General features: G+C 67.1%; 23 protein-coding genes, 2 pseudogenes and 1 riboswitch. Of the genes and pseudogenes, 15 read left to right on the forward strand and 10 right to left on the reverse strand.

The window, feature by feature from the left end:
- Positions 1-125 precede the first annotated feature (125 nt).
- The 3 genes from OEJ36_RS17855 to OEJ36_RS17865 all read left to right on the forward strand — a co-directional run bounded on the left by OEJ36_RS17855 (position 126) and on the right by OEJ36_RS17865 (position 3,566).
- Complete coding sequence (locus tag OEJ36_RS17855; RefSeq protein WP_263402651.1) at positions 126-1,037, forward strand: TIGR01777 family oxidoreductase; 912 nt, start codon at positions 126-128, stop codon at positions 1,035-1,037.
- Positions 1,034-2,062, forward strand: a complete 1,029-nt coding sequence (gene hemH, locus OEJ36_RS17860; protein ID WP_263402652.1) for a ferrochelatase — start codon at positions 1,034-1,036, stop codon at positions 2,060-2,062. The genes OEJ36_RS17855 and hemH overlap by 4 nt, the downstream gene beginning before the upstream one ends.
- A 145-nt stretch (positions 2,063-2,207) precedes the next feature.
- Positions 2,208-3,566 carry a spinster family MFS transporter gene (locus OEJ36_RS17865; protein WP_263402653.1) on the forward strand — a complete coding sequence of 453 codons (1,359 nt, stop codon included), beginning with the start codon at positions 2,208-2,210 and terminating at the stop codon, positions 3,564-3,566.
- A gap of 57 nt (positions 3,567-3,623) precedes the next feature.
- Here the strand turns inward: OEJ36_RS17865 and OEJ36_RS17870 are convergent, their stop codons facing one another.
- Positions 3,624-4,901, reverse strand: a complete 1,278-nt coding sequence (locus tag OEJ36_RS17870) for a uracil-xanthine permease family protein (RefSeq protein WP_263402654.1) — start codon at positions 4,899-4,901, stop codon at positions 3,624-3,626.
- 3 nt (positions 4,902-4,904) lie between these two features.
- Positions 4,905-5,543, reverse strand: a complete 639-nt coding sequence (upp, locus tag OEJ36_RS17875; protein ID WP_263402655.1) for a uracil phosphoribosyltransferase — start codon at positions 5,541-5,543, stop codon at positions 4,905-4,907.
- Between the two features lie 267 nt (positions 5,544-5,810).
- On the opposite strand from upp, the gene OEJ36_RS17880 reads away from it, so the two are divergent.
- The gene (locus OEJ36_RS17880) at positions 5,811-6,368 is read left to right on the forward strand and encodes a hypoxanthine-guanine phosphoribosyltransferase (RefSeq protein WP_263402656.1); all 558 of its coding nucleotides are present in this window, start codon (positions 5,811-5,813) and stop codon (positions 6,366-6,368) included.
- A pseudogene (locus OEJ36_RS17885) lies at positions 6,326-6,778 on the forward strand (WbuC family cupin fold metalloprotein). The gene OEJ36_RS17880 and the pseudogene OEJ36_RS17885 overlap by 43 nt, the downstream one beginning before the upstream one ends.
- On the opposite strand, the gene dauA reads toward OEJ36_RS17885, so the two are convergent.
- Positions 6,766-8,490 (reverse strand): C4-dicarboxylic acid transporter DauA, encoded by a 1,725-nt coding sequence (dauA, locus tag OEJ36_RS17890; protein WP_263402657.1) that lies wholly within the window; start codon positions 8,488-8,490, stop codon positions 6,766-6,768. The pseudogene OEJ36_RS17885 and the gene dauA sit on opposite strands and share 13 nt — an antisense overlap.
- A gap of 128 nt (positions 8,491-8,618) precedes the next feature.
- On the opposite strand from dauA, the gene OEJ36_RS17895 reads away from it, so the two are divergent.
- The 3 genes from OEJ36_RS17895 (at position 8,619) to OEJ36_RS17905 (ending at position 10,892) form a co-directional block, all read left to right on the forward strand.
- Positions 8,619-9,140 carry a hypothetical protein gene (locus OEJ36_RS17895; RefSeq protein ID WP_263402658.1) on the forward strand — a complete coding sequence of 174 codons (522 nt, stop codon included), beginning with the start codon at positions 8,619-8,621 and terminating at the stop codon, positions 9,138-9,140.
- Between the two features lie 62 nt (positions 9,141-9,202).
- The gene (locus OEJ36_RS17900) at positions 9,203-9,490 is read left to right on the forward strand and encodes a PA4642 family protein (protein WP_263402659.1); all 288 of its coding nucleotides are present in this window, start codon (positions 9,203-9,205) and stop codon (positions 9,488-9,490) included.
- Between the two features lie 94 nt (positions 9,491-9,584).
- Positions 9,585-10,892 (forward strand): WD40 repeat domain-containing protein, encoded by a 1,308-nt coding sequence (locus tag OEJ36_RS17905; RefSeq protein WP_263402660.1) that lies wholly within the window; start codon positions 9,585-9,587, stop codon positions 10,890-10,892.
- 121 nt (positions 10,893-11,013) lie between these two features.
- On the opposite strand, the gene mqo is transcribed toward OEJ36_RS17905, so the two are convergent.
- Together mqo and OEJ36_RS17915 are read right to left on the reverse strand one after the other, a co-directional pair.
- The gene (gene mqo, locus OEJ36_RS17910) at positions 11,014-12,537 is read right to left on the reverse strand and encodes a malate dehydrogenase (quinone) (protein WP_263402661.1); all 1,524 of its coding nucleotides are present in this window, start codon (positions 12,535-12,537) and stop codon (positions 11,014-11,016) included.
- Between the two features lie 337 nt (positions 12,538-12,874).
- Complete coding sequence (locus OEJ36_RS17915; protein WP_411861027.1) at positions 12,875-13,111, reverse strand: hypothetical protein; 237 nt, start codon at positions 13,109-13,111, stop codon at positions 12,875-12,877.
- Positions 13,112-13,281: 170 nt separating this feature from the next.
- Here OEJ36_RS17915 and OEJ36_RS17920 point away from each other — a divergent pair, with 170 nt between their 5' ends.
- A complete protein-coding gene (locus OEJ36_RS17920) occupies positions 13,282-13,866 on the forward strand; it encodes a YajG family lipoprotein (RefSeq protein WP_021222263.1) in 585 nt (194 codons plus the stop codon).
- A gap of 179 nt (positions 13,867-14,045) precedes the next feature.
- The gene (locus tag OEJ36_RS17925; protein ID WP_021222264.1) at positions 14,046-14,333 is read left to right on the forward strand and encodes a hypothetical protein; all 288 of its coding nucleotides are present in this window, start codon (positions 14,046-14,048) and stop codon (positions 14,331-14,333) included.
- A gap of 79 nt (positions 14,334-14,412) precedes the next feature.
- Here the strand turns inward: OEJ36_RS17925 and OEJ36_RS17930 are convergent, their stop codons facing one another.
- Positions 14,413-15,576: a 1-acyl-sn-glycerol-3-phosphate acyltransferase gene (locus tag OEJ36_RS17930; RefSeq protein WP_263402662.1), complete on the reverse strand. Its 1,164-nt coding sequence runs from the start codon at positions 15,574-15,576 to the stop codon at positions 14,413-14,415.
- Between the two features lie 104 nt (positions 15,577-15,680).
- On the opposite strand from OEJ36_RS17930, the gene OEJ36_RS17935 reads away from it, so the two are divergent.
- From OEJ36_RS17935 to OEJ36_RS17945, 3 genes are read left to right on the forward strand one after another with little or no spacing between them, the layout of a single operon-like run.
- Entirely contained in the window at positions 15,681-15,863 is a 183-nt protein-coding gene (locus OEJ36_RS17935; RefSeq protein ID WP_263402663.1) for a CPXCG motif-containing cysteine-rich protein, read from the forward strand.
- Positions 15,863-16,123, forward strand: coding sequence for a DUF2007 domain-containing protein (locus tag OEJ36_RS17940; protein WP_263402664.1), 261 nt, complete (start codon positions 15,863-15,865; stop codon positions 16,121-16,123). Before OEJ36_RS17935 ends, OEJ36_RS17940 begins: the two co-directional genes overlap by 1 nt.
- A 22-nt stretch (positions 16,124-16,145) precedes the next feature.
- Positions 16,146-16,760: an SOS response-associated peptidase gene (locus OEJ36_RS17945; RefSeq protein ID WP_263402665.1), complete on the forward strand. Its 615-nt coding sequence runs from the start codon at positions 16,146-16,148 to the stop codon at positions 16,758-16,760.
- Positions 16,761-16,869: 109 nt separating this feature from the next.
- Here the strand turns inward: OEJ36_RS17945 and OEJ36_RS30685 are convergent, their stop codons facing one another.
- Positions 16,870-17,712 (reverse strand): methyl-accepting chemotaxis protein, encoded by an 843-nt coding sequence (locus tag OEJ36_RS30685; protein WP_411861031.1) that lies wholly within the window; start codon positions 17,710-17,712, stop codon positions 16,870-16,872.
- A gap of 15 nt (positions 17,713-17,727) precedes the next feature.
- Positions 17,728-19,068, reverse strand: a pseudogene (locus OEJ36_RS30690) (HAMP domain-containing protein); the annotation flags it as partial.
- Positions 19,069-19,178: 110 nt separating this feature from the next.
- Between OEJ36_RS30690 and OEJ36_RS17955 the strand changes: the two are divergent.
- Positions 19,179-19,994: a M48 family metallopeptidase gene (locus OEJ36_RS17955; protein ID WP_021222270.1), complete on the forward strand. Its 816-nt coding sequence runs from the start codon at positions 19,179-19,181 to the stop codon at positions 19,992-19,994.
- A 77-nt stretch (positions 19,995-20,071) separates the two neighbouring features.
- Entirely contained in the window at positions 20,072-21,055 is a 984-nt protein-coding gene (locus tag OEJ36_RS17960) for an NAD-dependent epimerase/dehydratase family protein (RefSeq protein WP_263402667.1), read from the forward strand.
- A gap of 54 nt (positions 21,056-21,109) precedes the next feature.
- On the opposite strand, the gene OEJ36_RS17965 is transcribed toward OEJ36_RS17960, so the two are convergent.
- Positions 21,110-21,556 (reverse strand): ketosteroid isomerase-related protein, encoded by a 447-nt coding sequence (locus OEJ36_RS17965; protein WP_021222272.1) that lies wholly within the window; start codon positions 21,554-21,556, stop codon positions 21,110-21,112.
- A gap of 112 nt (positions 21,557-21,668) precedes the next feature.
- Positions 21,669-22,247, reverse strand: a complete 579-nt coding sequence (locus OEJ36_RS17970; RefSeq protein ID WP_263402761.1) for a TMEM165/GDT1 family protein — start codon at positions 22,245-22,247, stop codon at positions 21,669-21,671.
- Between the two features lie 82 nt (positions 22,248-22,329).
- A riboswitch (yybP-ykoY riboswitch) is annotated at positions 22,330-22,461 on the reverse strand.
- Positions 22,462-22,473: the final 12 nt, after the last annotated feature.

Here is a 22,473-nt window from a genome sequence, read left to right on the forward strand (position 1 = left end):
AGGGGCTATCGGTTCCAATCTCGCATGCCGCTCATAGAGGTGTGACCATGGCGGACTCAACCCGTGCCCTCTCTTGATTCAGACTAGGGCGATATCTCCAGTTAGCGCCATGCGAGGAGGATGCCATGCACATATTGCTGACCGGCGGTACTGGCCTGATCGGTCGCGAGCTCTGCCGGCTGTGGGCCGGGCAGGGCCACCAGGTGACCGTGCTCAGCCGCACGCCGCCGCGCGTGGCGGGGCTTTGCGGGCCGGCGGTGCGGGCCATCGGCAGCCTCCACGAATACGGTGACGTACCCCTGGATGCACTGGTCAACATGGCCGGCGAGCCGGTGGCTGGCGGGCTGTGGACGCGCAACCGCAAGGCGAAGATTCTCGACAGCCGGGTGGCCTTCACCGAGCGCCTGCTGGCCTGGCTGGAGACCCGCGAGCAACGCCCGGCGCTGCTGCTGTCCGGCTCGGCCGTGGGCTGGTACGGCGACGCCGGCGAGCGCGAGCTGCGCGAGGACGCGCCACCCGGCAACGGCGATTTCGCCAGCACCCTGTGCATCGCCTGGGAAGAGACCGCACAACGTGCCGAAGCCCTGGGCATCCGCGTGGTGCTGTTGCGCACCGGCCTGGTGCTCGCGGCCCATGATGGTTTCCTCCGCGACATGCTCCGGGCGTTCCGCCTCGGCCTCGGTGGCCGCCTGGGCAGTGGCCGCCAGTGGATGCCCTGGATCCACCTGCAGGATCAAATCGCCGCGATGGATTTTCTTTTGCGGCTGGAGGGGGCCAGTGGTCCCTATAATGCGTGCGCTCCGCACCCCGCGCGCAATTGTGATTTCACCCGGAGCCTGGGCCGTGCGCTGGGGCGGCCGACCGTTCTGCCGGCGCCGACCTTCGCGTTGCGCCTGCTGCTGGGGGAAATGTCGATCCTCCTGCTGGGTGGCCAGCGCGCCGTGCCGACGCGGCTGCTGGATGCCGGTTTCACCTTTCGTTTCACCGATCTGGATACGGCGCTCGCCGATGTGCTGAGGCCTAAGGACGTTGCATGACTGATCACGCGCTGCTGCTGGCCAACCTGGGCTCACCCGCTTCCACCTCGGAAGGGGACGTGCGCCGCTACCTCGACCAGTTCCTCATGGACCCTTACGTGGTCGACCTGCCCTGGCCGCTGCGGCGCCTGCTGGTGTCGCTGATCCTGATCAAGCGCCCCGCGCAGTCGGCCCACGCCTACGCCTCCATCTGGTGGCCCGAGGGTTCGCCGCTGATCGTCCTCAGCCGCCAGCTGCAGGAGGCCATGGGCGCGCACTGGCCCCACGGCCCGGTGGAACTGGCGATGCGCTACGGCGAGCCCTCCATCGAAAACACCCTGCTCAAGCTGGCGAAGGACGGCATCCGCCGCGTGACCCTGGCGCCGCTGTATCCGCAGTTCGCCGACAGCACCACCACCACCGCCATCGCCGAGGCGCGCCGGGTGATCGCCGCCCATAGCCTGAAGCTGGATGTGTCGGTGCTGGCACCCTTCTACGCCGACGACAGCTACATCGACGCGCTGGTGGCCAGTGCCCGGCCCCATCTGGAGCAGGGCTTCGACCACCTGCTGCTGAGCTTCCACGGCCTGCCCGAGCGGCACATCCGCAAGCTGGTCAAGCCCATCGATCCCAACCATGACCTGCGCGCCCCCAGCAGCGTGGGTGTCAGCGATGCGGTGATGGAGTTCTGCTACCGCAGCCAGTGCCAGCGCACCGCCGAAGCCTTCGCCGCGCGTGCCGGCCTGGCGCCGGAGCAGTGGTCGGTGTCCTTCCAGTCGCGCCTGGGCCGCGACAAATGGATCGAGCCCTACACCGAGGCGCGCCTCGACGAGCTGGGCCGCCAGGGCGTGAAGAAGCTGCTGGTGATGTGCCCGGCCTTCGTCTCCGACTGCATCGAGACCCTGGAAGAGATCGGCCAGCGCGGCAGCGAGCAGTTCCAGGAGGCCGGTGGCCAGGAACTGGTGCTGGTGCCCTGCCTCAACAGCCACCCGCAATGGGTGGAGACCCTGGCCCGGCTTTGCGAGAAGGCCAGCCAGAAGCTCTGACCGCGCGGTCATCAGCGAGAGCCGATGACCTGCATTCGCCTCGCCAATAAAGGCGGGGCGAAGGTACCGGGCACCTTGATATGCACCTAAGCTGGCGCGACCTTCCACCGTCGTGCGCCGCACCGCCGGCGCCGAGGAGACGCCCGTGCATAACAACAATAACGGCTACCCCTCCAGTCTTTCCGCCTGGACCACCGTCGCCATCCTGATGGTGGCCTACGTGCTTTCCTTCATCGATCGGCAGATTCTCAACCTGCTGGTGGAGCCCATCCGCCGCGACCTGGTCATCAGCGATACGCAGATGAGCCTGCTGATGGGCCTGTCCTTCGCGCTGTTCTACACCGTCTGCGGCATCCCCCTCGGGCGCCTGGCCGATACCCGCAGCCGCCGCGGGCTGATCGCCATCGGCGTGCTGTTCTGGAGCGCCGCCACCGCCGCCTGCGGCATGGCCAAGCTGTACTGGCAGTTCCTCGTCTGCCGCATCGGCGTGGGCGTGGGCGAGGCGGCATTGTCGCCAGCGGCCTATTCGCTGATCGCCGACAGCTTCCCCCAGGAGCGCCGTGCCACCGCCATCAGCGTGTATTCCATGGGCGTGTACCTCGGCTCGGGGCTGGCCTTCCTGCTCGGCGGGCTGGTGATCAAGTTCGCCTCGGCCCAGGGTGACGTGCACCTGCCGCTGCTGGGCGACGTGCGCCCCTGGCAGTTGATCTTCCTCATCCTCGGCGGTGCGGGCGTGCTCTTCACCCTGCTGATGCTGGCGGTGCGCGAGCCGGCGCGGCGCGGCGTGGGCGCCGGTGTCGCGGTGCCTTTCTCTGAAGTGGGGCGCTACATCCGCGCCAACCGCCGCACCGTGCTATGCCACAACTTCGGCTTCGCCGGGCTGGCCTTCGCCGGCTACGGCAGCGCGGCCTGGATCCCCACCTTCTTCATCCGCACCTACGGCTGGGACGCCGGTCACGTGGGCGTGGTCTACGGCAGCATCGTCGCGGTGTTCGGTTGCCTCGGCATCGTCTTCGGCGGCCGCCTGGCGGACCGCATGGCCAAGCGCGGTCGCAGCGACGCCAACATGCGTGTCGGCCTGATTGCTGCCCTTGGCGCGCTGCCGCTGGTGCTGGTGTTCCCGCTGCTGGACAACGCCAACTGGGTGACCGTGCTGATGGCGCCGACCGTGTTCTTCCTCAGCATGCCCTTCGGCGTGGCGCCGGCGGCGATCCAGGAAATCATGCCCAACTCCATGCGTGGCCAGGCCTCGGCCATCTACCTGTTCGTCATCACCCTGATCGGCCTGGGCCTCGGCCCCACTGCCGTGGCCTTGGTGACCGACTACGTGTTCGCCGACGACAAGGCGCTGCGCTATTCGCTGCTGGTCGTCACCTCGCTGGCGGTGTTCAGCTCGGTGGTGCTGCTGTGGATGGGGCTCAAGCCCTACCGCGAAAGCATCGAGCGCCTGAAACAGTGGGTGGCGCCGAGCCCGCTGCCGGCGGCCAAGCTGGCGGATGCCTGACCGGCGGCCCCAATGAAAAAGCCCCGCGATTGCGGGGCTTTTTTTGTGGCGCGGGGCTCAGATGTCCGGCGCGTCGTCCGCCGCCTTGTGCTTCCAGGCGTCGTGGCCGGGAAGGATCAGGTTGAGGGCGATGGCGACGATGGCGCAGAGTGCGATGCCCTTGAGGCCGAAGTCGTCCGGGCCGGTGCCGGTGCCGATCAGTACGCCGCCGATGCCGAACACCAGGGTCACCGAAACGATCACCAGGTTGCGCGCCTCGGCCAGGTCGACCTTGTGGCGGATCATGGTGTTCATGCCCACCGCGGCGATGGAGCCGAACAGCAGGCAGAGGATGCCGCCCATGACCGGTACCGGGATGCTTTGCAGGATGGCGCCGAACTTGCCGATGAAGGCCAGGCCGATGGCGAACACCGCTGCCCAAGTCATGATCTTCGGGTTGTAGTTCTTGGTCAGCATCACCGCGCCGGTGACTTCGGCGTAGGTGGTGTTCGGCGGGCCGCCGAACAGGCCGGCGGCCGAGGTGGCCAGGCCGTCGCCCAGCAGGGTGCGGTGCAGGCCGGGGGTCTTCAGGTAGTTCTTGCCGGTGACGCTGCCCACCGCGATCACGCCGCCGATGTGCTCGATGGCCGGGGCCAGGGCCACGGGGACGATGAACAGGATGGCCTGCCAGTTGAACTCGGGGGCGGTGAAGGCCGGCAGTTCCAGCCAGGGCGCCGCGAGGATCTTGGCGGTGTCGACCACGCCGAACCAGAACGACAGGGCGAAGCCCACCAGCACGCCGGAGATGATCGGCACCAGGCGGAAGATGCCCTTGCCGAACACCGCCACCACCAGGGTGGTCAGCAGCGCCGGCATGGAGATCCACATGGCGGTGGCGTAGGGGATCAGCTCGGTGCCGTCACCGGCCTTGCCCATGGCCATGTTGGCGGCGATGGGGGCCATGGCCAGGCCGATGGAGATGATCACCGGGCCGATCACCACCGGGGGCAGCAGGCGGTCGATGAAGCCGGTGCCTTTGATCTTCACCGCCAGGCCGAGGAAGGTGTAGACGAAGCCCGCCGCCACCACGCCGCCCATGGTCGCGGCCAGGCCGAACTGGCCCTTGGCGAGGATGATGGGGGTGATGAAGGCGAAGCTCGATGCCAGGAACACCGGCACCTGGCGACCGGTCACCAGCTGGAACAGCAGCGTGCCCATGCCGGCGGTGAACAGCGCCACGTTCGGGTCCAGGCCGGTGATCAGCGGCATCAGCACCAGGGCGCCGAAGGCCACGAAGAGCATCTGCGCGCCGGACAGCACCTGGCGCCACAGCGGTTCGTTGAATTCATCGCTCATGGATCAGGTGTCCTTCTGCTTGGTGCCGAAGATCTTGTCGCCGGCATCGCCCAGGCCCGGAATGATGTAGCCATGCTCGTTGAGCTTTTCATCGATGGAGGCGGTGAAGATCATCACGTCCGGGTGGGCGTCGTTGACCACCTTGATGCCTTCCGGCGCGGCCACCAGCACCATGGCGCGGATCTCCTTGCAGCCGGCACGCTTGAGCAGCTCGATGGTGGCGACCAGAGAGCCGCCGGTGGCCAGCATCGGGTCGATGATCAGCGCCAGGCGCTCGTCGATCTCGGGGGCCAGTTTTTCCAGGTAGGTGTGTGCTTCGAGGGTTTCCTCGTTACGGGCCACGCCCACGGCGCTGACCTTGGCGCCCGGGATCAGGCTGAGCACGCCGTCGAGCATGCCGATGCCGGCACGCAGGATGGGCACCACGGTGATCTTCTTGCCGGCGATCTTCTCCACCTGCACCGGGCCCGCCCAGCCGAGGATCTCGTAGTTTTCCAGGGGCAGGTCGTTGGTTGCCTCATAGGTGAGCAGGGCGCCCACTTCCTGGGCCAGTTCGCGGAAGTTCTTCGTGCTGATGTCGGCGCGGCGCATCAGACCGATTTTGTGGCGGATCAGCGGGTGGCGGATCTCTCGGATAGGCATGGGGTGTTACTCCGGCGGGCTGGCAAAAAAATTGCGTTAGATTAAAGCATTGCCCGTGCCATGTCGTGACTGACTGGTGGGTCGCTCACGGTTGTGAGCACCGGGTGACGAGGCTTTCAGGGCTGCGACAATCTATCCTCGACACTCGTCCGGCAGGGCTTGCTCCCGGACAGACGGATGAGTACCTTTGCCGACTTTTATCTTGACGCCCCGATCAACTTCCCCAGGAAGCCAGGGGCCAACGCCGCTCAAACCAGAGGAAACGCCATGCCCGCCGATCTCGCCCACATCCGCCAGGTAAAGGCCGAAGCCGACTGCCTGTACACCGATGCCCAGGTCGAAGCCGCCATCGACCAGATCGCCGGCGCCATCAACAGCGAACTGGCCGAGCGCAACCCGGTGGTCTTCTGCGTGATGAACGGTGGCCTGATCTTCGCCGGCAAGCTGCTGCCGAAGCTCGACTTCCCCCTGGAACTGTCCTACCTGCACGCCACCCGCTACCGCAATGAAACCAGCGGCGGCGAGCTGTTCTGGAAGGCCAAGCCGGAAATCTCCTTCATCGACCGCGACGTGCTGATCATCGACGACATCCTCGACGAGGGGCACACCCTCGCGGCGATCATCGACTTCTGCAAACACGCCGGCGCTGCCCATGTGCACACCGCCGTGCTGATCGACAAGACCCACGACCGCAAGGCGCGCCCGGACCTCAAGGCCGACTACGTGGGCCTGCCCTGCGTGGACCGCTACATCTTCGGCTACGGCATGGACTACAAGGGTTACTGGCGCAACGCCGCCGGCATCTTCGCCGTAAAAGGGCTCTAAGCCCGCGCCAGCGGCTGCACCACAACTTTCACGGGAGGGAAGAGCCCTGCCACCGCCTGGCGGTGGGGCTGCAGCCCGGTACCTACATCGCGCCCCTATCGACATTTTTCCGCCGACAAGGCCGAGACCTTGCTGGTGCTCAAGGGCGCCCTGGGCCTGCTGCTGTTCAGCGAGGACGGTGCCGTGCAGGAGCCCCGTGAGCTGCGTGCCGGGGGCGAATGCGTCGGGGTCGATCTCACGCCCGGCCAGTTCCACGCCCTGGTGGTGCTGGAGGCCGACAGCCTGCTCTTCGAATGCAAGGCCGGCCCCTATCGCCCGTTGGCGGACGGGGAGTTCGCACCCTGGGCACCCGTGAAGGCGAGCCCGCCGCCCTCGACTACCTGGCCTGGATGCGCGCTCAGTTCGGCTGAGGCTCCAGCCAGCGCAGGGCCTTGGCCCGCGCCTGTTCCAGGTCACGCACATAGGCCAGGCGACCGTCCTCGCGACGGATGCCGGCACGGCGCAGCTTCAGCCGCACCCGCGTCGTGGTGCCCACCAGCACCAGGCCGATCCCTTGCTTGCGGTAGTCGTTCAGCAGGTTCTCGATGGCGGCCAGGGCGGTCATGTCCAGCAGCGGCACCGCGCTGATTTCCACGATCACCACCTTCACCTGCGGGTTCAGCCGGCGCAGCACGCTCAGGGCCTTTTCCGCAGCGCCGAAGAACAGTGGGCCACGGATCACATAGGGCACCACCTGTTCCGGCAGGCCCTCCAGCGCCTGGCCGAGGTGCGCGGGCAGGGGCTGGGCATCGGTGATGTCGCTCATGCGTTTGATGAACAGGGCCGCCGCCAGCAGCAGGCCCACGCCCACCGCCAGCACCATGTCGAACAGCACCGTCAGCACCAGGCAGGTGAGCAGCACCAGCACGTCGTTGCGCGGGGCGATGCGCAGGGTGTGGGCGACGTGGCGGGCTTCGCTCATGTTCCACGCCACCATCAGCAGCAGCGCCGCCAGGGCAGCCATCGGCAGATAGCTGAACAGCGGCGCGAGCAGCAGCATGGCCAGCAGTACCACGCCGGCGTGGATCACCGCCGCGATGGGCGAGACGGCGCCGGCGCGGACGTTGGCGGCACTGCGGGCGATGGCGGCGGTGGCGGTGATGCCACCGAACAGCGGCGCCACCAGGTTGCCCAGGCCCTGGCCGAGCAGTTCGGCGTTGGGGTCGTGGCGGGTGCCGGCCATGCCGTCGGAGACCACGGCACAGAGCAGCGACTCGATGGCGCCGAGCATGGCGATGGCGAAGGCCGGAGCGAGCAGCTGGCGTACCAGCTCGAAGGACATCACCAGCGGCGCGCCACTGGCGCCGGGCAACTCCCAGGGCCAGGCGAAGCTGGGCAGGAAGGGCGGGATGCCCGGGTGCACCACGCCGTCCAGCTCATAGGTGAAGCGTTCGCCCAGGGTCGCCACCGGCAGGCCCAGGTGGTCCAGGGCCAGGCCCAGCAGGGCGCCGACCGCCAGGGCGACCAGGTGCCCCGGCACCTTGGGCACCAGGCGCGGCCACAGCAGCAGGACCGCGAGGCAGGCCAGCGCCACCAGCGCGTCGCCCAGGTGCGCACCGGGCAGGGCCTGGGCCAGCAGGCCCAGCTGCTCGACGTAGTTCTGCGGCGGGTGGGCCAGCTCCAGGCCGAACACGTCCTTGATCTGCAGGGTGGCGATGACGATGCCGATGCCGGCGGTGAAGCCCAGGGTCACCGGGTAGGGGATGAACTGGATCAGCCGGCCGAAGCGCGCCAGGCCCATGGCGAGGAGGATCATCCCGGCCATCATGGTGCACAGCAGCAGGCCACCGAGGCCGAATTGCTGGGTGATGGGCAGGAGGATGACCACGAAGGCGGCGGTGGGGCCGGAGACGTTGAAGCGCGAGCCGCCGGTGAGGGCGATCAGCGGGGCGGCCACCAGCACCGTATAGAGGCCGTGCTGGGGTGCGACCCCGACGGCGATGGCCAGCGCCATGGCCAGCGGGATGGCGACGATGCCCACCGTCAGGCCGGCGCCCAGGTCGCTGCGCAGGGATTTCCAGGAATAGCCGCTGCGCAGGCTCTGGCGCAGGGCAGCGAACAGTGGCGGCATGGGCAATGACATGGCGACTCCTCGGCGGAAGGCACCGATTATAGGGGCTGCGTGGCGCTTGCCACCTTGACCTGAGTCCAATGACTACAGGCCAAGGGCCCATGCTAGAGTGCTGCGCTCGTTTCTGCCGGGAGTTGCCGATGTCTCGCCGTACCCGTTTCGCCGCCGTCCTCCTGCTCGCCGCCAGCTTGCCCCTGGCCGCCGCGCCGAGCGGGGCCCCGAAGGGGGCGACCACGCTCCTGCAGACCGACTTCCTGCCCCCCGACGAGCAGGGCCTGCGCCAGGAGCAGCCCGAGCAGCAGCTGATGGTGAAGGTGGTCAGCTACCGCGTCACCCTGGGCAACCAGCGCCAGTCCAACCAGCAGCCGATCCCCATCACCACGCCGATGCTGATCCAGCTGCGCGCCACGCCCGTGGGCAAGACGACCGGCAAGGGCTCGGAAGCGGTCGATGTGCAGATCGACTTCGAGGCCGACGGCAAGAGCCTGAAGAAGGCGACCTACGATGAAACCACCCGCAAACTGACGCTGCACTACCCGCAGTCCCAGTACCGCGCGGTGCTCGATCTGCTGCGCAGCGGCACGGTGTTCTGCCAGTTCGCCGCCTACCCCAACGGCCATGTCTGGGCCGACCTGCACCTGGGGCCCGTACGCCTGCGTTGAGCCGCATCGGCCTGGGGGGTAAACTTCGGGCCCCGTGTGTTCCGGCCAGAGAGTAGTGAGCGATGCGCAAAGACAAGAAGCAGGTGATCGGCGAAGAAATCACCGAGGACTCGATCAAGCTGTTCCTCACGGTGGAGCCGGCCGATGCGACGCCGCCGTCCCTGCACAAGCTGGTCAAGGCCTACCGCGGCCTGCGCATCGATGACTTCGAACGCTTCCTGCAGTTCTTCCTCGAGGCCGGCTACGACCTCGGCGCCAAGGACGAGCAGGGCAATGACTTCGTCACCCTGATCAAGGATCAGCGCCTGGCAGAACCCTATATCGAGGCCGTTCAGGCCGCCCGGGGCTGACCCGAGTTATCCACAGGAACCCGCCTTCGAGCGGGTTTCTGCTTTTCTGGGCCTGGCAAAAACAGTGACCCAACGCACGAACGAGGAGGTGCACATGAGCAAGGAAGACGCATCGCAACGCTGGCAGCAGAAGACCATCGCCTATGCCCGCGCGATCAACGCCTATGTCGAGAAGGGCCTGCGCGAGGGCTGGGACAACGCGGGCAAGGAGCCCAGTTCCGCCGGGCGCGAGAAGCTGGTTCCCGCGCTGCTGGAAGCCCTGCGCGAGGCCAACCGCAGTGGCCGCCTGGAAGGGCTGCAGGAAGCCTGGCCACCGGCCCATGCGCCGCTGCACGAGGTGCTCGATGAGCAGGGCCAGGCGATCCCCATGCTCGCGCTGCTGGGCGACGGCTCCATCGTGGCGCGCATCGGCGCCACCTGGGAGTCGGGGCGCGTGGTGCGTATCGTGGGTGACCGGGTCGAAGAGCTGCCCGACCTCGACTTCTTCGGCGCCTGCCCCAATCGGCGTTTCTACGCCCTGGCGCGGGAGACGGGTGTGGAGGTGCGGGACGGCTGGGACGGCCCGGTGGTGCTGCACTGCCCCTGGCCGCTGGGCACCGAGGATGCGCCCGAGGGTGTGGAGCTGGAAACCTTCGCCGAGACGCCGCGCCCCACGCGCCTGCAACCCTTCCCGGACGGGCGCCGGGTGCTGCTGGTGAGCGGCTCGGGCATCTTCCTGCTGGCGCCGGAAGGCGCGCGCCGCCTGTACCCGGACAACGCGTCGCTCAAGGAGTACGCCGAGGCCACCGACTACGAGCCGCCGTACTCCACCGGCCTGAGCATGGAGCATGGCGCGGTATCGGCGGATGGTCGCTGGATCGCCGTGGGTGGCCAGGACGGTCGCCATCACCTGTTCGACGCCGACCTGCAGCCGGTGGCGGCCATCGGGCCCCATGGCGAGTACCCGCATTACGCCCTGTTCAGTGGCGATGGCCGCAGCGTCGCCTTCAACGCCTGCCACTTCTACAACGGCGGCACCATAGCCGTAGACCTGGCCCAGGCACCGGGCCTGGATTCGGACTACTACGAGGATGTGGAGGGCGTGACCCTAGTGGAGGAGGGCGCGCGCGTCTACGCCGGTGCTTCCCTGGGCGACCGCTTCATCCTCGGCGACGCCTACGGCTACCTGCGTTGCGTCGATGCGGCGGGCAACGCCGTCTGGCAGCACTTCCTCGGCTCGACCCTGTGCGCCATCGACCTTTCCGCCGATGGGCGCACCCTGGTGGCCTCCAGCTACGCCGGCATCATCGCCATCATCGACCTGGAGGCCGGCCGTCCGGAGTGGCAGATCGGCACCGGTGAGCACCGCGAGCGTCGCCGCTGGCTGTTCTGGAAGGGCGAGGAAACGCCACTGGCGTGGTGATCGGCGCGAAGACCATTGTTCTGCATGATGGGTTTCGCTCCGCTCTACCCATCCTGCGGGCTGGCTCTGCCCCAGAACGAAAAAACCGCCCCGAGGGGCGGTTTTTTCATGGCGCTGAGGCTTAGCTGGCGCTTGCGGCGCTGGCTTCGGCCGGGCTGGCGGTGGCGATGCCCAGGCGGGCGTCCGACGCCTGGCTGACGCGGTGGTAGAGCTCGGCGTCGGTCTCCAGCTCTTTCTCGCGAGCGGGGAAGATCTCCTTCAGCTTGGCGCTCCACTCGGCCGAGCGGGCCTGCTCGGCGAAGCAGCGTTCGATCAGGTTGAGCATGATCGAAACGGTCACCGAAGCACCCGGGGATGCGCCGAGCAGGGCGGCGATGCTGCCGTCCTCCGCGGCCACCAGTTCGGTGCCGAACTGCAGGATGCCGCCTTTCTTGGCGTCCTTCTTGATGATCTGCACGCGTTGGCCGGCCACTTCCAGGCGCCAGTCGGCCGGGTCGAGTTCCGGGTAGAACCTGCGCAGGGCTTCCAGGCGCTGTTCCTGGGATTGCATCACTTCCTTGATCAGGTAGCGGGTCAGGTCCATGTTGTCGCGCGCCACGGCCAGCATCGGGCCGAGGTTGCTCGGGCGCACCGACAGCGGCAGGTCGAGGAACGAGCCGTGCTTGAGGAACTTGGTGGTGAAGCCGGCATAAGGCCCGAACAGCAGGGATTTCTTGCCGTCGACCACGCGGGTGTCCAGGTGCGGCACGGACATCGGCGGGGCGCCCACTTCGGCCTGGCTGTAGACCTTGGCCTGGTGGTGCTTGACCACGTCGGGGTTGTCGCAGCGCAGCCACTGGCCGCTCACCGGGAAGCCGCCGAAGCCCTTGCCTTCCGGGATGCCCGACAGTTGCAGCAGCGGCAGCGCGCCGCCGCCGGCACCGAGGAACACGAAGCGCGCGGCGACTTCGCGGTTGGCACCGCTCTGGGTGTTCTTGATGCTGACCTTCCAGCCGTCATCGGTACGCTTGAGGTCGGTTACCTTCTGGAAGTAGCTGACGCGGGTATCCGCCTGGGTGGCGAGGTACTGCAGCAACTGGTTGGTCAGGGCGCCGAAGTTGACGTCGGTGCCGTTGGCCGCACGGGTGGCGGCGACCGCTTCATCCTCGGGACGGCCGGGCATCATCAGCGGCATCCATTCGGCCAGGGTGGCTCGGTCTTCCGAGTACTCCATGTGGGCGAAGGCGTGGTGCTTGGTGATGGCCTCGAAACGCGTCTTGAGGAAGGGGATGTCCTTGCCGCGCACGAAGGACAGGTGCGGCACGGAGTTGATGAAGTCGCGGGGCGAACCGAAGCCTTCCTTGTCGCTCAGGTAGGACCAGAACTGCTTGGAGACTTCGAATTGGGTGTTGATCAGCACCGCTTTCTTGATGTCGATGGAACCATCGGCGGCCTGGGGGGTGTAGTTCAGCTCGCACAGGCCGGCATGGCCGGTACCCGCGTTGTTCCAGGGGTTGGAGCTCTCGATGGCACCGGATTCGCGGAGTTCCGCGATTTCCAGCTTGATGCCTGGATCGAGTTCCTTCAGCAGGACCGCCAGTGTGGCGCTCATGATGCCGGCCCCGACCAGCAACACGTCCACTGCTTGGTAATCGTCTTGCGCCATTTGCTCGCCACTCTCTCGTGAAGTAGTGAAAAACCGTCATCTCACGCTCTTTTGGAGACGTGAACCTCAAAAGATCGCCTACCGGGGGCAGGCCGCTTCCATCAGCGCGGGTGGCGCTGCGTCCATGCAAAGGGATTTGCACGTCGGGCGGAAGGTGCGGCAGGCCAGTGATGGCAGCGAAAGTGGACGGCTCTCTGTGGGGCTGTGCGGGTGCCGAGCGAAGGCTCGGCCGGTGTTGCGAGGCCCGATCAGGAGACGACCTTATAATCGGGGGGCGATTGTAGCGAAGAAATAGGAGGAATTGAGCGTTTGTACGTGACTTTTATTCATCCATCGGTCAGGCCGCCAACGCTCGCGCGCCGCGTGACTGCTGGACGACCTGCTGGATGAGCGCGGAGGCGGGCAGTTGCTGGCCGATCCACGACAGGCGCTGTTCGCGGACCTGCACCCATCGGCCCCGTGCGGGCGCCTCGGCGGCCTGGTGGAAGCCACGGCACAGGCCCTTGTCGTCGAGCAGGGCGAAGCAGCGGATCTTGGCGCGAGGGGCGAACAGGGACCAGAGGAACATCATCACGGCTTTCTCCTTGGGTATGCCGCTTTATCCCATCCCTGCGTGACAGGGGCATTACAGGAACCCGCCGGGCCTCCCAACGGTCTCATTCCAGGCCACTGATGGCGCTCTGTCAGTAGGCGTGCCGGCTGGTTATACTCCCGGCCTTCCGCGTCCAACCTGGAGAAACAAGCATGCTGAATCGCGCGTTGCTCGGCCTGCTGGCCGGCCTCAGCCTGACCCTGGTCGGCTGTGCCCTCAGCCCGCAACAACTCAGCCCGCAACCCAAGCTCACCGGCCCGCTCACGCCTGTCGGCCAGGGCCAGCCGGTAGTGGTACGTGTCGCCGATGGGCGCTCCTCGCCGGTGCTTGGCACCCGTGGCGGCCTCTATGCGGACACCAGCAACATCACCGTTCAGGGCCAGGACATCCTGCCGCGCCTGCAGACCGAAGCCGAAGCCGCCGTGCGCCTCCTGGGCTTCACGCCGTCGCCCAACGCCTTCAACGCCCCGCAGCTGACCCTGACCCTGGCCGACCTGAAGTACCAGTCGCCCAAGGAAGGCGTCTACGTGACCAAGGCCGACATCAGCGCCACCTTCCGTGTCGACGTGCAGAACGCCAGCCGTCGCTACAGCGGTCGCTACAGCGCCTCCCTGGCCCAGCAGTTCGGCACTGCGCCGAACCAGGAAACCAACACCAAGCTGGTGTCCGGTGTACTCAGCGACGCCCTGACCCGCGCCTTCAAGGACCCGACCATCGGGCAGATGCTGGCGCAGTAAGGCTTGCACCGCTGCGAACGAGCCCGGCCCCCGTGCCGGGCTTTTTCTTGCCCGCGCGATTCGTCGGAAACGCCGCAGGGGAGCGGGGCGCTCGGGTAGACTCGCCGCCGAATCCGGATGGCCCGCACCTTGCGCGGCCGCATTTCCACCTCGCAGGCCGCGCCTGCTCGGAGTTGAAGATGTCCCTGCAGGACCTCTGGTCTGTCTACCTCGCCCACCCCCACCAGGTGGTCAACGCCCTGGCGCTGTTCTTCGCCCTGGTCGGTTCCTGGCTGCTGGTCGCCACCCGCCTGCGCGAGCAGCGCGTCGCCGGGCGCCTGGCCGCCGACAGCGAAGTGGAGGGGATGGCGCAGCCGGCGCTGATGCAGGACGAGACCACCCAGCGGCTGAACCGCTTCTTCTACGCCTTCGGCTATTTCAGCCTGGCCGTGGCCCTTGGCGTGTCCTGGGCCAGCACCCAGCTCTGAGCGATCCCGGCGCTGCCGGTGACCGGCTGGACATGAAAACGGCGACCCGAGGGTCGCCGTTTTACATTGCGCGGCAGCGTCAGAGCGGCAGGCCGGCCTTGATGCGGTACTGGTTGCGCACCGGCGTGGCGTACTGCAGCACCAGCCAGGGGCGCTGTTCCTCCGGGCAGGCGTTGAGGCGTTTCTGCCACTCGGCGCGGGCACGGGCGATCTCGTCCGTGCCGAACAGGCTTTCCAGCGTCGGCACCGCCAGTTCCGGGTCGCGCTCGCTCCACATGGCGTAGGCCAGATGGTGCACCGGGAACAGCCGGTAGCCACCGAGGATGCGGCGGTCCATCTCGGCGGCCAGCAGCTTGGCGTCGCCGATGTCCTCGCGGATCTCGTCGTTGAAGGCGATGTGCACCCGGCCTTTGTAGCCGGTGATGCCCAGGGCGATGCTGGTGTCATCCTCGCCCGGCGCCTTCTCGTAGCCGCCGGTGGTGGCGCGGATGTACAGCTCGCGGGCCTTGGCCAGGTCGCAGGGGTCGTATTCGTAGCTGATCGACACCGGCACCACGTGCAGTTCGTGGATCACTGCGGCGAAGGGCTCGTCCTTGCGGCTCATGTGGAACATCTTGAGGATCGCCGAATCGGTGCGGTCGTCGCCGTCCTTCGCGCGGCCCTCGGCCTGGGCGATCCAGATCGACTGGCCGTCCACGCGGATGGAGTGGTTGATATAGGCCGACAGCAACTGGAAGGCCGCCAGCTTCTCGCGCCGGCCCGCCAGGTTGCGGTGCACGATGAAGCTCTTGTTCAGGCGCATCAGGTCGCTGACGAAGGGCTTCTGCAGCAGGTTGTCGCCGATGGCGATGCGCGGCGTGGGCACCCCGGCGTGGTACACGGCGTAGTTGACGAAGGCCGGGTCCATGACGATGTCGCGGTGGTTGGCGACGAACAGGTAGGGGTTGCCGGCCTTGAGCTTGTCCACGCCGGAGTAGGTCACGCCGTCGGTGGCGCGCTCTATGGTGTGGTCGACGTAGGGCTCGATCTTGTCCTGCAGCGCGGTCACCGAAGCGATGCCGCGGAACTCGCGACGCAGGCGATGAGCTATAACAGGCTTGAGCAGCCAGCCGAGCGGGCCTGCCAGGCGGGGGAAACGATAGCGGGTGAGGGCGCCGAGAAAGGCCGGGTCGGCGGACAGGCGCGCAAGCACCTCGGCCACCTCGGCATCGTCGTAGGGTCGGATGGCTTCGAATTCGCCCATCGGGTTCTCTTGTTGTGCTGCGGCTGGAGATAAGGGTGGCGCCCCGAATCACGGGGCCTGAAATAGACCGGCGATTATACAGCCAAGTCACAAGGGAGTTTCGCATGCTGGAAACCCAGGCCTATGAATGTCCCTACTGCGGCGAACCGGTGGAAGCGGTGCTCGACCTTTCCGCCGGCGACCAGCAGTACATCGAGGATTGCCCGGTGTGCTGCCGGCCCATCGTCTTCGCGCTCGCCACCGACGGTGAGGACTGGAACCTCGACGTGCGCCGGGAGGACGACTGATGCAGCGCATCTATGAGCCCGGCGACCTGATCGAGGCGGAGCTGCTCGTGGGCATGCTGGCCAGTGAGGGCATCGAGGCCCACCTGGCCGGCGGGCACTTGCTGGGCGGCATCGGCGAACTGCCGTTGATGGGGCTGCTGGGTCTGTTGGTGGAGGATGAAGACGCCGAGCGGGCGCAGCTGCTGATCGCCACGTACAATGCCGCGCAACCCATGCCGGGCGAGGAGCCCGACAGCTACCCCGGCACCCTGCTGTGCTGAACCTGCCCGAGCCCTTTGCCTGATGTCCGGACGCTTCGCCCTGTTTCGCTGGTCGCCTGCATTCGCCGCGTTGCCCGGCTTCCCCGCCGAGCAGCAGCCGCACTGGAACCTGGCGCCCGGTGCGCGGGTGCTGATGCTGCGCGGGCAAGCCGGCGAGCAGCGCCTGGACCTGGCCCGCTGGGGCCTGACCCCGGCCTGGCTCACCGACCTGTCGAAGACCCCCGCCCACGCCCGCGCCGAAACCCTGGCGGAACAGCCGATGTTCCGCGACGCCTTCCGCCAGCGCCGTTGCCTGATTCCGGCCAACGGCTTCTACGAGTGGCGCGGGGTGCGCAAGCGGCCTTACTGGGTCAGCGGCGAAACGTCGCTGCTGCACTTCGCCGCACTCTGGGAGCCCTTCCCGGTGGGCGATGCCGAATACCTCAGCCTGGCCATGATCACCCGCCCCGCCGCCGACCTGCGTCGGCCGCTGGTGCTGGACGAAGCCGGCCAACAGCTGTGGCTGGCGGCGGACAGCGATCCGGAAGAGCTGCGCGCGCTGCTCACCGCCGCCTCGCCACCCCTGCGCGAGCGGGCGCTGGCCACCCTGGTCAACGACCCCAAGCTGGATGGGCCGGAGTGCCTGACGCCGGCGTGATCGGGACCTTCTCGGGCTGAAGCCCGGGCTACAGGCGTGGTGGTGGGGATGAACCGGTGGGAGCGAATTCATTCGCGAATGAACCCGCCCCCACGCACGGCTTGATGCACTACACCCTGAACTGATTGATCAACCGGCGCTGCTGCTCGGCCAGCTTGGTCAGCTCGGCGCTGGCCTGGGAGGCTTCGTCGGCGCCGCCGGCAACTTCATTGGCCACCTGGCCGATGTTGGTGACGTTGCGGTTGATGTCCTCGGCCACCGCGCTCTGCTCCTCGGCGGCGCTGGCGATCTGGGTGTTCATGTCGTTGATCACCGACACCGCCTGGGTGATGGACTCGAGCGCTTGGGCCGCCTCGCTGGCGGATTGCACGCTGGTGTCGGTCTTGTCCTGGCTGTCCTGCATCACCTTGACCACGTCGCGGGTGCCTTGCTGCAACTGCTGGATCATGGTCTGGATTTCTTCGGTGGCCTGCTGGGTCTTCTGCGCCAGGTTGCGCACCTCGTCCGCGACCACGGCGAAGCCTCGGCCCTGCTCACCGGCGCGCGCGGCCTCGATGGCAGCGTTGAGCGCCAGCAGGTTGGTCTGCTCGGCGATGCCGCGGATGGCCACCAGGATGGCGTTGATGTTCTCGCTGTCCTTGGCCAGGTTCTGCACCACGCCCACGGCACGGCTGATCTCGCCGGCCAGGGCGGTAATGGCCGCAGTGGTGCTCTGCACGATGCGCTTGCCGTGGTTGGCGGCCTGGTCGGCATGGCTGGCGGCCTCGGCGGCCAGGGTGGCGTTGCGCGCCACGTCCTGGGCGGTGGCGGTCATCTCGTGGACGGCGGTGGCCACCAGTTCGATCTCCGCCAGCTGCTTCTGCACGCCCTGGTTGGTGCGAATGGCGATGTCGGCGGTGTGCTCCGAGGAGTCGCTGACCTTCTGCACCGAGCTCACCACCTGGCTGATCATGGTCTGCAACTTGGCGAGGAAGGTGTTGAAGCCGCTGGCGATGGAGCCCAGTTCGTCGGCACGCTCGGAGTGCAGGCGGCGGGTGAGGTCGCCTTCGCCCTGGGCGATGTCGTCGAGCATGGCCACCATCTGCCGCAGCGGGCTGGCGATGCCGAAGCCGACGAACCAGATCACCACCAGGCCGAGGGCGGCGATCAGCAGGCCGACCACCGACATGCCGAAGATGTCCTCGTCACGCTGGGCGGAAAGGTCGGTTTCCAGCTTGTGCAGGTCCGCCATCACGGTGTCCAGCGGCATGTTCAGGCTCAGCAGCCAGGTGGCATCGGTGTTGGCCACCTTGAACGGCACCAGCAGCAGGATGCGGCCGTTGTCGCGGTCGATCTCGTAGGCCGGCTGGTCGCCCTGCAGGCCGCGCAGGTTTTCCGCCACCGCACTGCCCAGCACGCGGTCGGCCGGCTCGCCCAGCTTGCTGGCATCGGCGGTGTAGGCCACCAGGCGCTTGTTGCTGGAGAGCAGGGCCATTTCGCCAACGCCGCCATAGAGCTTCTGGTTGGCGCTGGTGAGCAGCTGCTGGATGAAGTCGAGGGAGAGGTCGGCGCCGGCGATGCCGCGGAACTGGTCCTTGACCATGATCGGTGCGTTGAAGGAGGCCAGCATCACCATCTTGCCGCCCATGTCATAGGGCGCCGGGTCGATCACGCAGGGGCGCTTGGTGTCGCGCGGGCACAGGTAGTACTCGCCCTCGCGCACCCCGGTGGGCAACGGTTTGACGCTTTCCAGGGTCTCGCCCAGTACGTCCATCACCAGCTTGCCGCTGGCATCGCGGTACCACCAGGGAATGAAGCGGCCGACGGCGTTGTGCCCAGGCTGGCCGATGAAACTGGCGTCCTCGCCGAAGGCGTTGGGTTCCCAGCCGATGTAGGCGTCCAGCAGCTTGGGGTTGTTGGCGAGGATGTGGTGCAGCAGGTTGATCATCTCCGGGCGGCTGCTGTCCATCGCCACGGCACCGCTCTCGTCGGTTTCACCGGCCAGGGCGTTGGTCTGCGCCAGGCTGCTGGCCACGGTCATCGGGTAGGCCAGCTCGCGCTGGATGTCCGAGACCTGGGAGGCGGCGAGGCTGAGCAGACGTTCGCTGATGATCTGTTCCAGCAGCGCCTGGGTTCGTGTCTGTACCAGCTCCTGGGTCCGGGCGCCGGCGAACAGCGCATAGAGGACGAGGGCCACCACCACGGCGAGCACACTGGCACCGGCCAGCGTCGCGACCGAAAACTGGATCGATCTGAATTTCATGGGAACTCCCGGAGTCTCAGGTACAGCCTTGGTCCATGGCATATCGGCCGACAGTCGGCGAAGCATGAGCTTGCTTCACAAGAAAAGAACGCAAGTCGCTGGATGGCAAGGCCTCCGGTTGCTCCGGGGTGTGGCGCAGGCATAGAGTACGGCGCAGTTTTCACAGGAGAGTCACAGTGACGAAGTCTCACATCCTCGGCAGCCTCGCGCTGTCCCTGCTGCTGGCCGGATGCCAGGCAGTGAATACCACCAGCGGCGGCGCGGTCGGCGTCGAGCGCAAGCAGTACATGTTCAGCATGCTGTCCGAACAGCAGGTGAACCAGATGTACGCCCAGTCCTACCAACAGACCCTGTCCGAGGCGTCGCAGCAGGGCGTGCTGGACAAGAACAGCGCCGACGCCAAGCGCGTCTCGGCCATCGCCAAGCGGCTGATCGCCCAGACCACGGTGTTCCGTCCCGATGCCGGCAGCTGGGCCTGGGAAGCCAACGTGATCGACAGCGAAGAGCTCAACGCCAACTGCGGCCCGGGCGGCAAGATCATCGTCTACAGCGGCCTGATCGATCAGCTCAAGCTCACCGACGACGAACTGGCGGCGGTGATGGGCCACGAGATCGCCCACGCCCTGCGCGAGCACGGCCGCGAGGCCATGTCCAAGGCCTACGGCGTGCAGATGGCCACCCAGCTCGGTTCCCTGTTGGGCGCCGGCGACCAGAGCCTGCAGATGGCCAACCAGGGCGTCGAGTACCTGATGACCCTGCCCAACAGCCGTGGCAACGAGAACGAGGCGGACCTGATCGGCCTCGAGCTGTCCGCCCGTGCCGGCTACAACCCCAACGCCGCCATCACCCTGTGGCAGAAGATGAGCAAGGCCAGCGAAGGCGCGCCGCCGGAATTCATGAGCACCCACCCGTCTTCCAGCTCGCGTATTTCGTCCCTCCAGGCGGCCATTCCCAAGGTCATGCCGTTCTATCAGCAAGCCAAGGCCAAGTGAGGCTGGCGGCCTTGTAAAGGCCGTCCTAGACTGCTCGCTGCCTGCATGATGCTGGCGGCGAGCATTCGAGGTCTCCCGTGAAGATCGCAGTCCTTGGCGCCACCGGCCTGCTGGGCCATCACACTGCTCGCGCGATCCGCGCAGCGGGCCACGAACTGGTGCTGATCCATCACCCCGCCTCGCGCATCGAGCGCCTGGGCTACCTCGACCCGGAATTGCACTCCGCCGAGCTGTTCGACCACTCGCAACTGAGCCGCGCCCTGGCCGACCTGGACGGCGTGGTGTTCTGCCCCGACGACGCACCCGCCCGGCACCGGCGCTGGCAGGATGCCGTGGCCAGCGCCCTCGACGAAACCAACCACTTCTACGCTGCCTGTCTCTCGGCCCATGTGCCGCGCATCCTCCATGTCGGTGCATCGGTCGCGTTGCCGCGCCATCCCGACGGCGAGCCGGGGCACGAGGGGTTGTTCTACGACGAGATGCCGCGCTGGAAGAACCCCTACCTGCTGTGCAAATGGGCGCTGGACCAACAGGCTCGCGAGCAGGCCCGCGCCGGCTTGCCGGTGGTGATCGGCATTCCCGGCATGGCCCTGGGCGAGTTCGATGCCGGCCCTTCCAGCGGGCACCTGATCACGGCCATCGCCAGTGGCGCCATGAGCCGCTACGTGGAGGGGCAACGCAATGTCATCGATGCCGGCGAGGCCGGGCGTGGACTGTTGCTGGCGCTGGAGAAGGGCCGTGCCGGCGAGCGCTACCTGATCACCGGGACCAACATCGAAATGGCCGAGCTGACCGCGCACATCGCCCGGCTGCTGGAGGTGGCTGCGCCCACGCCGATGCCATTGGCGGTGGCCCGGGGCATGGCGGCCCTGCAGCGCCTGCGCCAACGCATGAGCGGCGAGGCGCCGAAAATCGACCCGACCAGCATCGCCGCCATGGCCGGCGGGCAGTTTCTCGATGGCGCCAAGGCTGCAGCCGAGCTGGGCTTCCAGGCGGAGGTGGCGCTGGACGAAACCCTGCGCCGGACCATCCGCTGGTTCGGTGAGAACGGGTATCTCTGATGATGCACGTGAGCATCCCGGGCTGAAGCCCGGGCTACAGATGTCGGGGGCGGATCAGGGGAGGGCTTTTTCCGCGTAGGCGCGGTTGCTCAGGCCGAGCTGGGCGCGGAAGCTTTCCATGTCGAACATGGTGCAGATCTCCTGCACTTCGCCCCGGCTGTTGAAGGTCCAGAAGGCCATGGCGGAGATGCTCAGGATGCGGTCGCTGGGCGGGTAGCCGAGGGCCGGCTTGTGGATGCTGCCGATCAGGGTGCACCAGGTGAAGACGTGGGCTTCCTCGGCGATGCATTCCTCCACCACCACTTCCAGGTCGGGCATGGCGTCGCGGATCTTCAGCACCATCTCGCGGTAGCCCTCGCCGTCCAGCGGGCCCGGCATGAACGAGCTCTTGTAGAGGAAGTCCTTGCTCTGCAGCTGCTCGGCGAGCGCCACGCGCCCCTTGTTCCAGGACAGGTCGATGTGTTGGCGCGCCACGCGCTTGCGATCATCGGTCGACGTCATCTGCGTTCCTCCTCCCTGGTCGGGCCGGCAGTTGGGCGAGAAATCTACCAGTTGGCGAGGCGCTGCCATTGGCCGAAACGCCAGCGAACTGGCGTCAGGCCGGTGACGCGGCTCAGGCCGCGCCGAGGGTGAGCGCCTTGTACACGGCGTAAATGGCCAGGGCAGCGAAGGCCAGGGCAGCGAGGCGGCGGATCAGGGTCAGGGGCAGCTTGTCGGCGGCGAAGTTGCCGGCCAGCACCACCGGCACGTTGGCCAGCAGCATGCCCAGGGTGGTGCCCGCGACCACGAGGATGAAATGCGGGTACTGGGCGGCCAGCATCACGGTGGCGACCTGGGTCTTGTCACCCATCTCGGCGAGGAAGAAGGCGATCAGGGTGGTGAGGAAGGGGCCGTATTTCTTCAGCCCGGATTCCTCGTCGTCGTCCAGCTTGTCGGGCACCAGCGTCCACAGCGCCACGGCCACGAAGGAGGCGGCGAGGATCCAGCTCAGGGTGGCGGCGGAGAAGAAGCTGGCGACCCAGTTGCCCACGGCGCCGGCGGCGAAGTGGTTGGCGAGGGTGGCGGCGACTATGCCCCAGATGATCGGCCAGGGTTTGCGGAAGCGCGCGGCCAGGAGCAGGGCGAGCAGCTGCGTCTTATCGCAGATTTCCGCCAGGGCAACGATCAGTGTGGGGACGAACAGGGATTCCAGCATCAGGGTTCCTACGGGGGCGGGTTCGACTAATCACCATGACACGTACAGCCTGCCCGCCCCGGGCCAGGTTGTTCGTGTCATAGGTCTTGTCAAACCGCTGGCCTGTCTAGGCAGGCTTGGGTCGCACGCGCCATGGTCTGTGGACCAAGTATGTTGACGCGTGCCTGGCGAGCAGGGCGCTCGCGGGAGACTACTCCCCTAGGACGGGGCGAATTTTGCACAA

The sequence above is a fragment of the Pseudomonas sp. PDM13 genome (assembly GCF_025685765.1).
GTDB lineage: Bacteria > Pseudomonadota > Gammaproteobacteria > Pseudomonadales > Pseudomonadaceae > Metapseudomonas > Metapseudomonas solani.

Bases quoted from the DNA above. Each gene is read 5' to 3' on its own strand.
- OEJ36_RS17930 (WP_263402662.1), bottom strand. From the start codon at position 15,576: ATGGGCGAATTCGAAGCCATCCGACCCTACGACGATGCCGAGGTGGCC.
- OEJ36_RS17925 (WP_021222264.1), top strand. From the start codon at position 14,046: ATGTCCCTGCAGGACCTCTGGTCTGTCTACCTCGCCCACCCCCACCAG.
- OEJ36_RS17855 (WP_263402651.1), top strand. From the start codon at position 126: ATGCACATATTGCTGACCGGCGGTACTGGCCTGATCGGTCGCGAGCTC.
- OEJ36_RS30685 (WP_411861031.1), bottom strand. From the start codon at position 17,712: ATGATCAGCCAGGTGGTGAGCTCGGTGCAGAAGGTCAGCGACTCCTCG.
- OEJ36_RS17905 (WP_263402660.1), top strand. From the start codon at position 9,585: ATGAGCAAGGAAGACGCATCGCAACGCTGGCAGCAGAAGACCATCGCC.
- OEJ36_RS17965 (WP_021222272.1), bottom strand. From the start codon at position 21,556: ATGACGTCGACCGATGATCGCAAGCGCGTGGCGCGCCAACACATCGAC.
- OEJ36_RS17945 (WP_263402665.1), top strand. From the start codon at position 16,146: ATGTCCGGACGCTTCGCCCTGTTTCGCTGGTCGCCTGCATTCGCCGCG.
- hemH (WP_263402652.1), top strand. From the start codon at position 1,034: ATGACTGATCACGCGCTGCTGCTGGCCAACCTGGGCTCACCCGCTTCC.
- mqo (WP_263402661.1), bottom strand. From the start codon at position 12,537: ATGGCGCAAGACGATTACCAAGCAGTGGACGTGTTGCTGGTCGGGGCC.
- upp (WP_263402655.1), bottom strand. From the start codon at position 5,543: ATGCCTATCCGAGAGATCCGCCACCCGCTGATCCGCCACAAAATCGGT.
- OEJ36_RS17940 (WP_263402664.1), top strand. From the start codon at position 15,863: ATGCAGCGCATCTATGAGCCCGGCGACCTGATCGAGGCGGAGCTGCTC.
- OEJ36_RS17880 (WP_263402656.1), top strand. From the start codon at position 5,811: ATGCCCGCCGATCTCGCCCACATCCGCCAGGTAAAGGCCGAAGCCGAC.
- OEJ36_RS17920 (WP_021222263.1), top strand. From the start codon at position 13,282: ATGCTGAATCGCGCGTTGCTCGGCCTGCTGGCCGGCCTCAGCCTGACC.
- dauA (WP_263402657.1), bottom strand. From the start codon at position 8,490: ATGTCATTGCCCATGCCGCCACTGTTCGCTGCCCTGCGCCAGAGCCTG.
- OEJ36_RS17935 (WP_263402663.1), top strand. From the start codon at position 15,681: ATGCTGGAAACCCAGGCCTATGAATGTCCCTACTGCGGCGAACCGGTG.
- OEJ36_RS17870 (WP_263402654.1), bottom strand. From the start codon at position 4,901: ATGAGCGATGAATTCAACGAACCGCTGTGGCGCCAGGTGCTGTCCGGC.
- OEJ36_RS17900 (WP_263402659.1), top strand. From the start codon at position 9,203: ATGCGCAAAGACAAGAAGCAGGTGATCGGCGAAGAAATCACCGAGGAC.
- OEJ36_RS17895 (WP_263402658.1), top strand. From the start codon at position 8,619: ATGTCTCGCCGTACCCGTTTCGCCGCCGTCCTCCTGCTCGCCGCCAGC.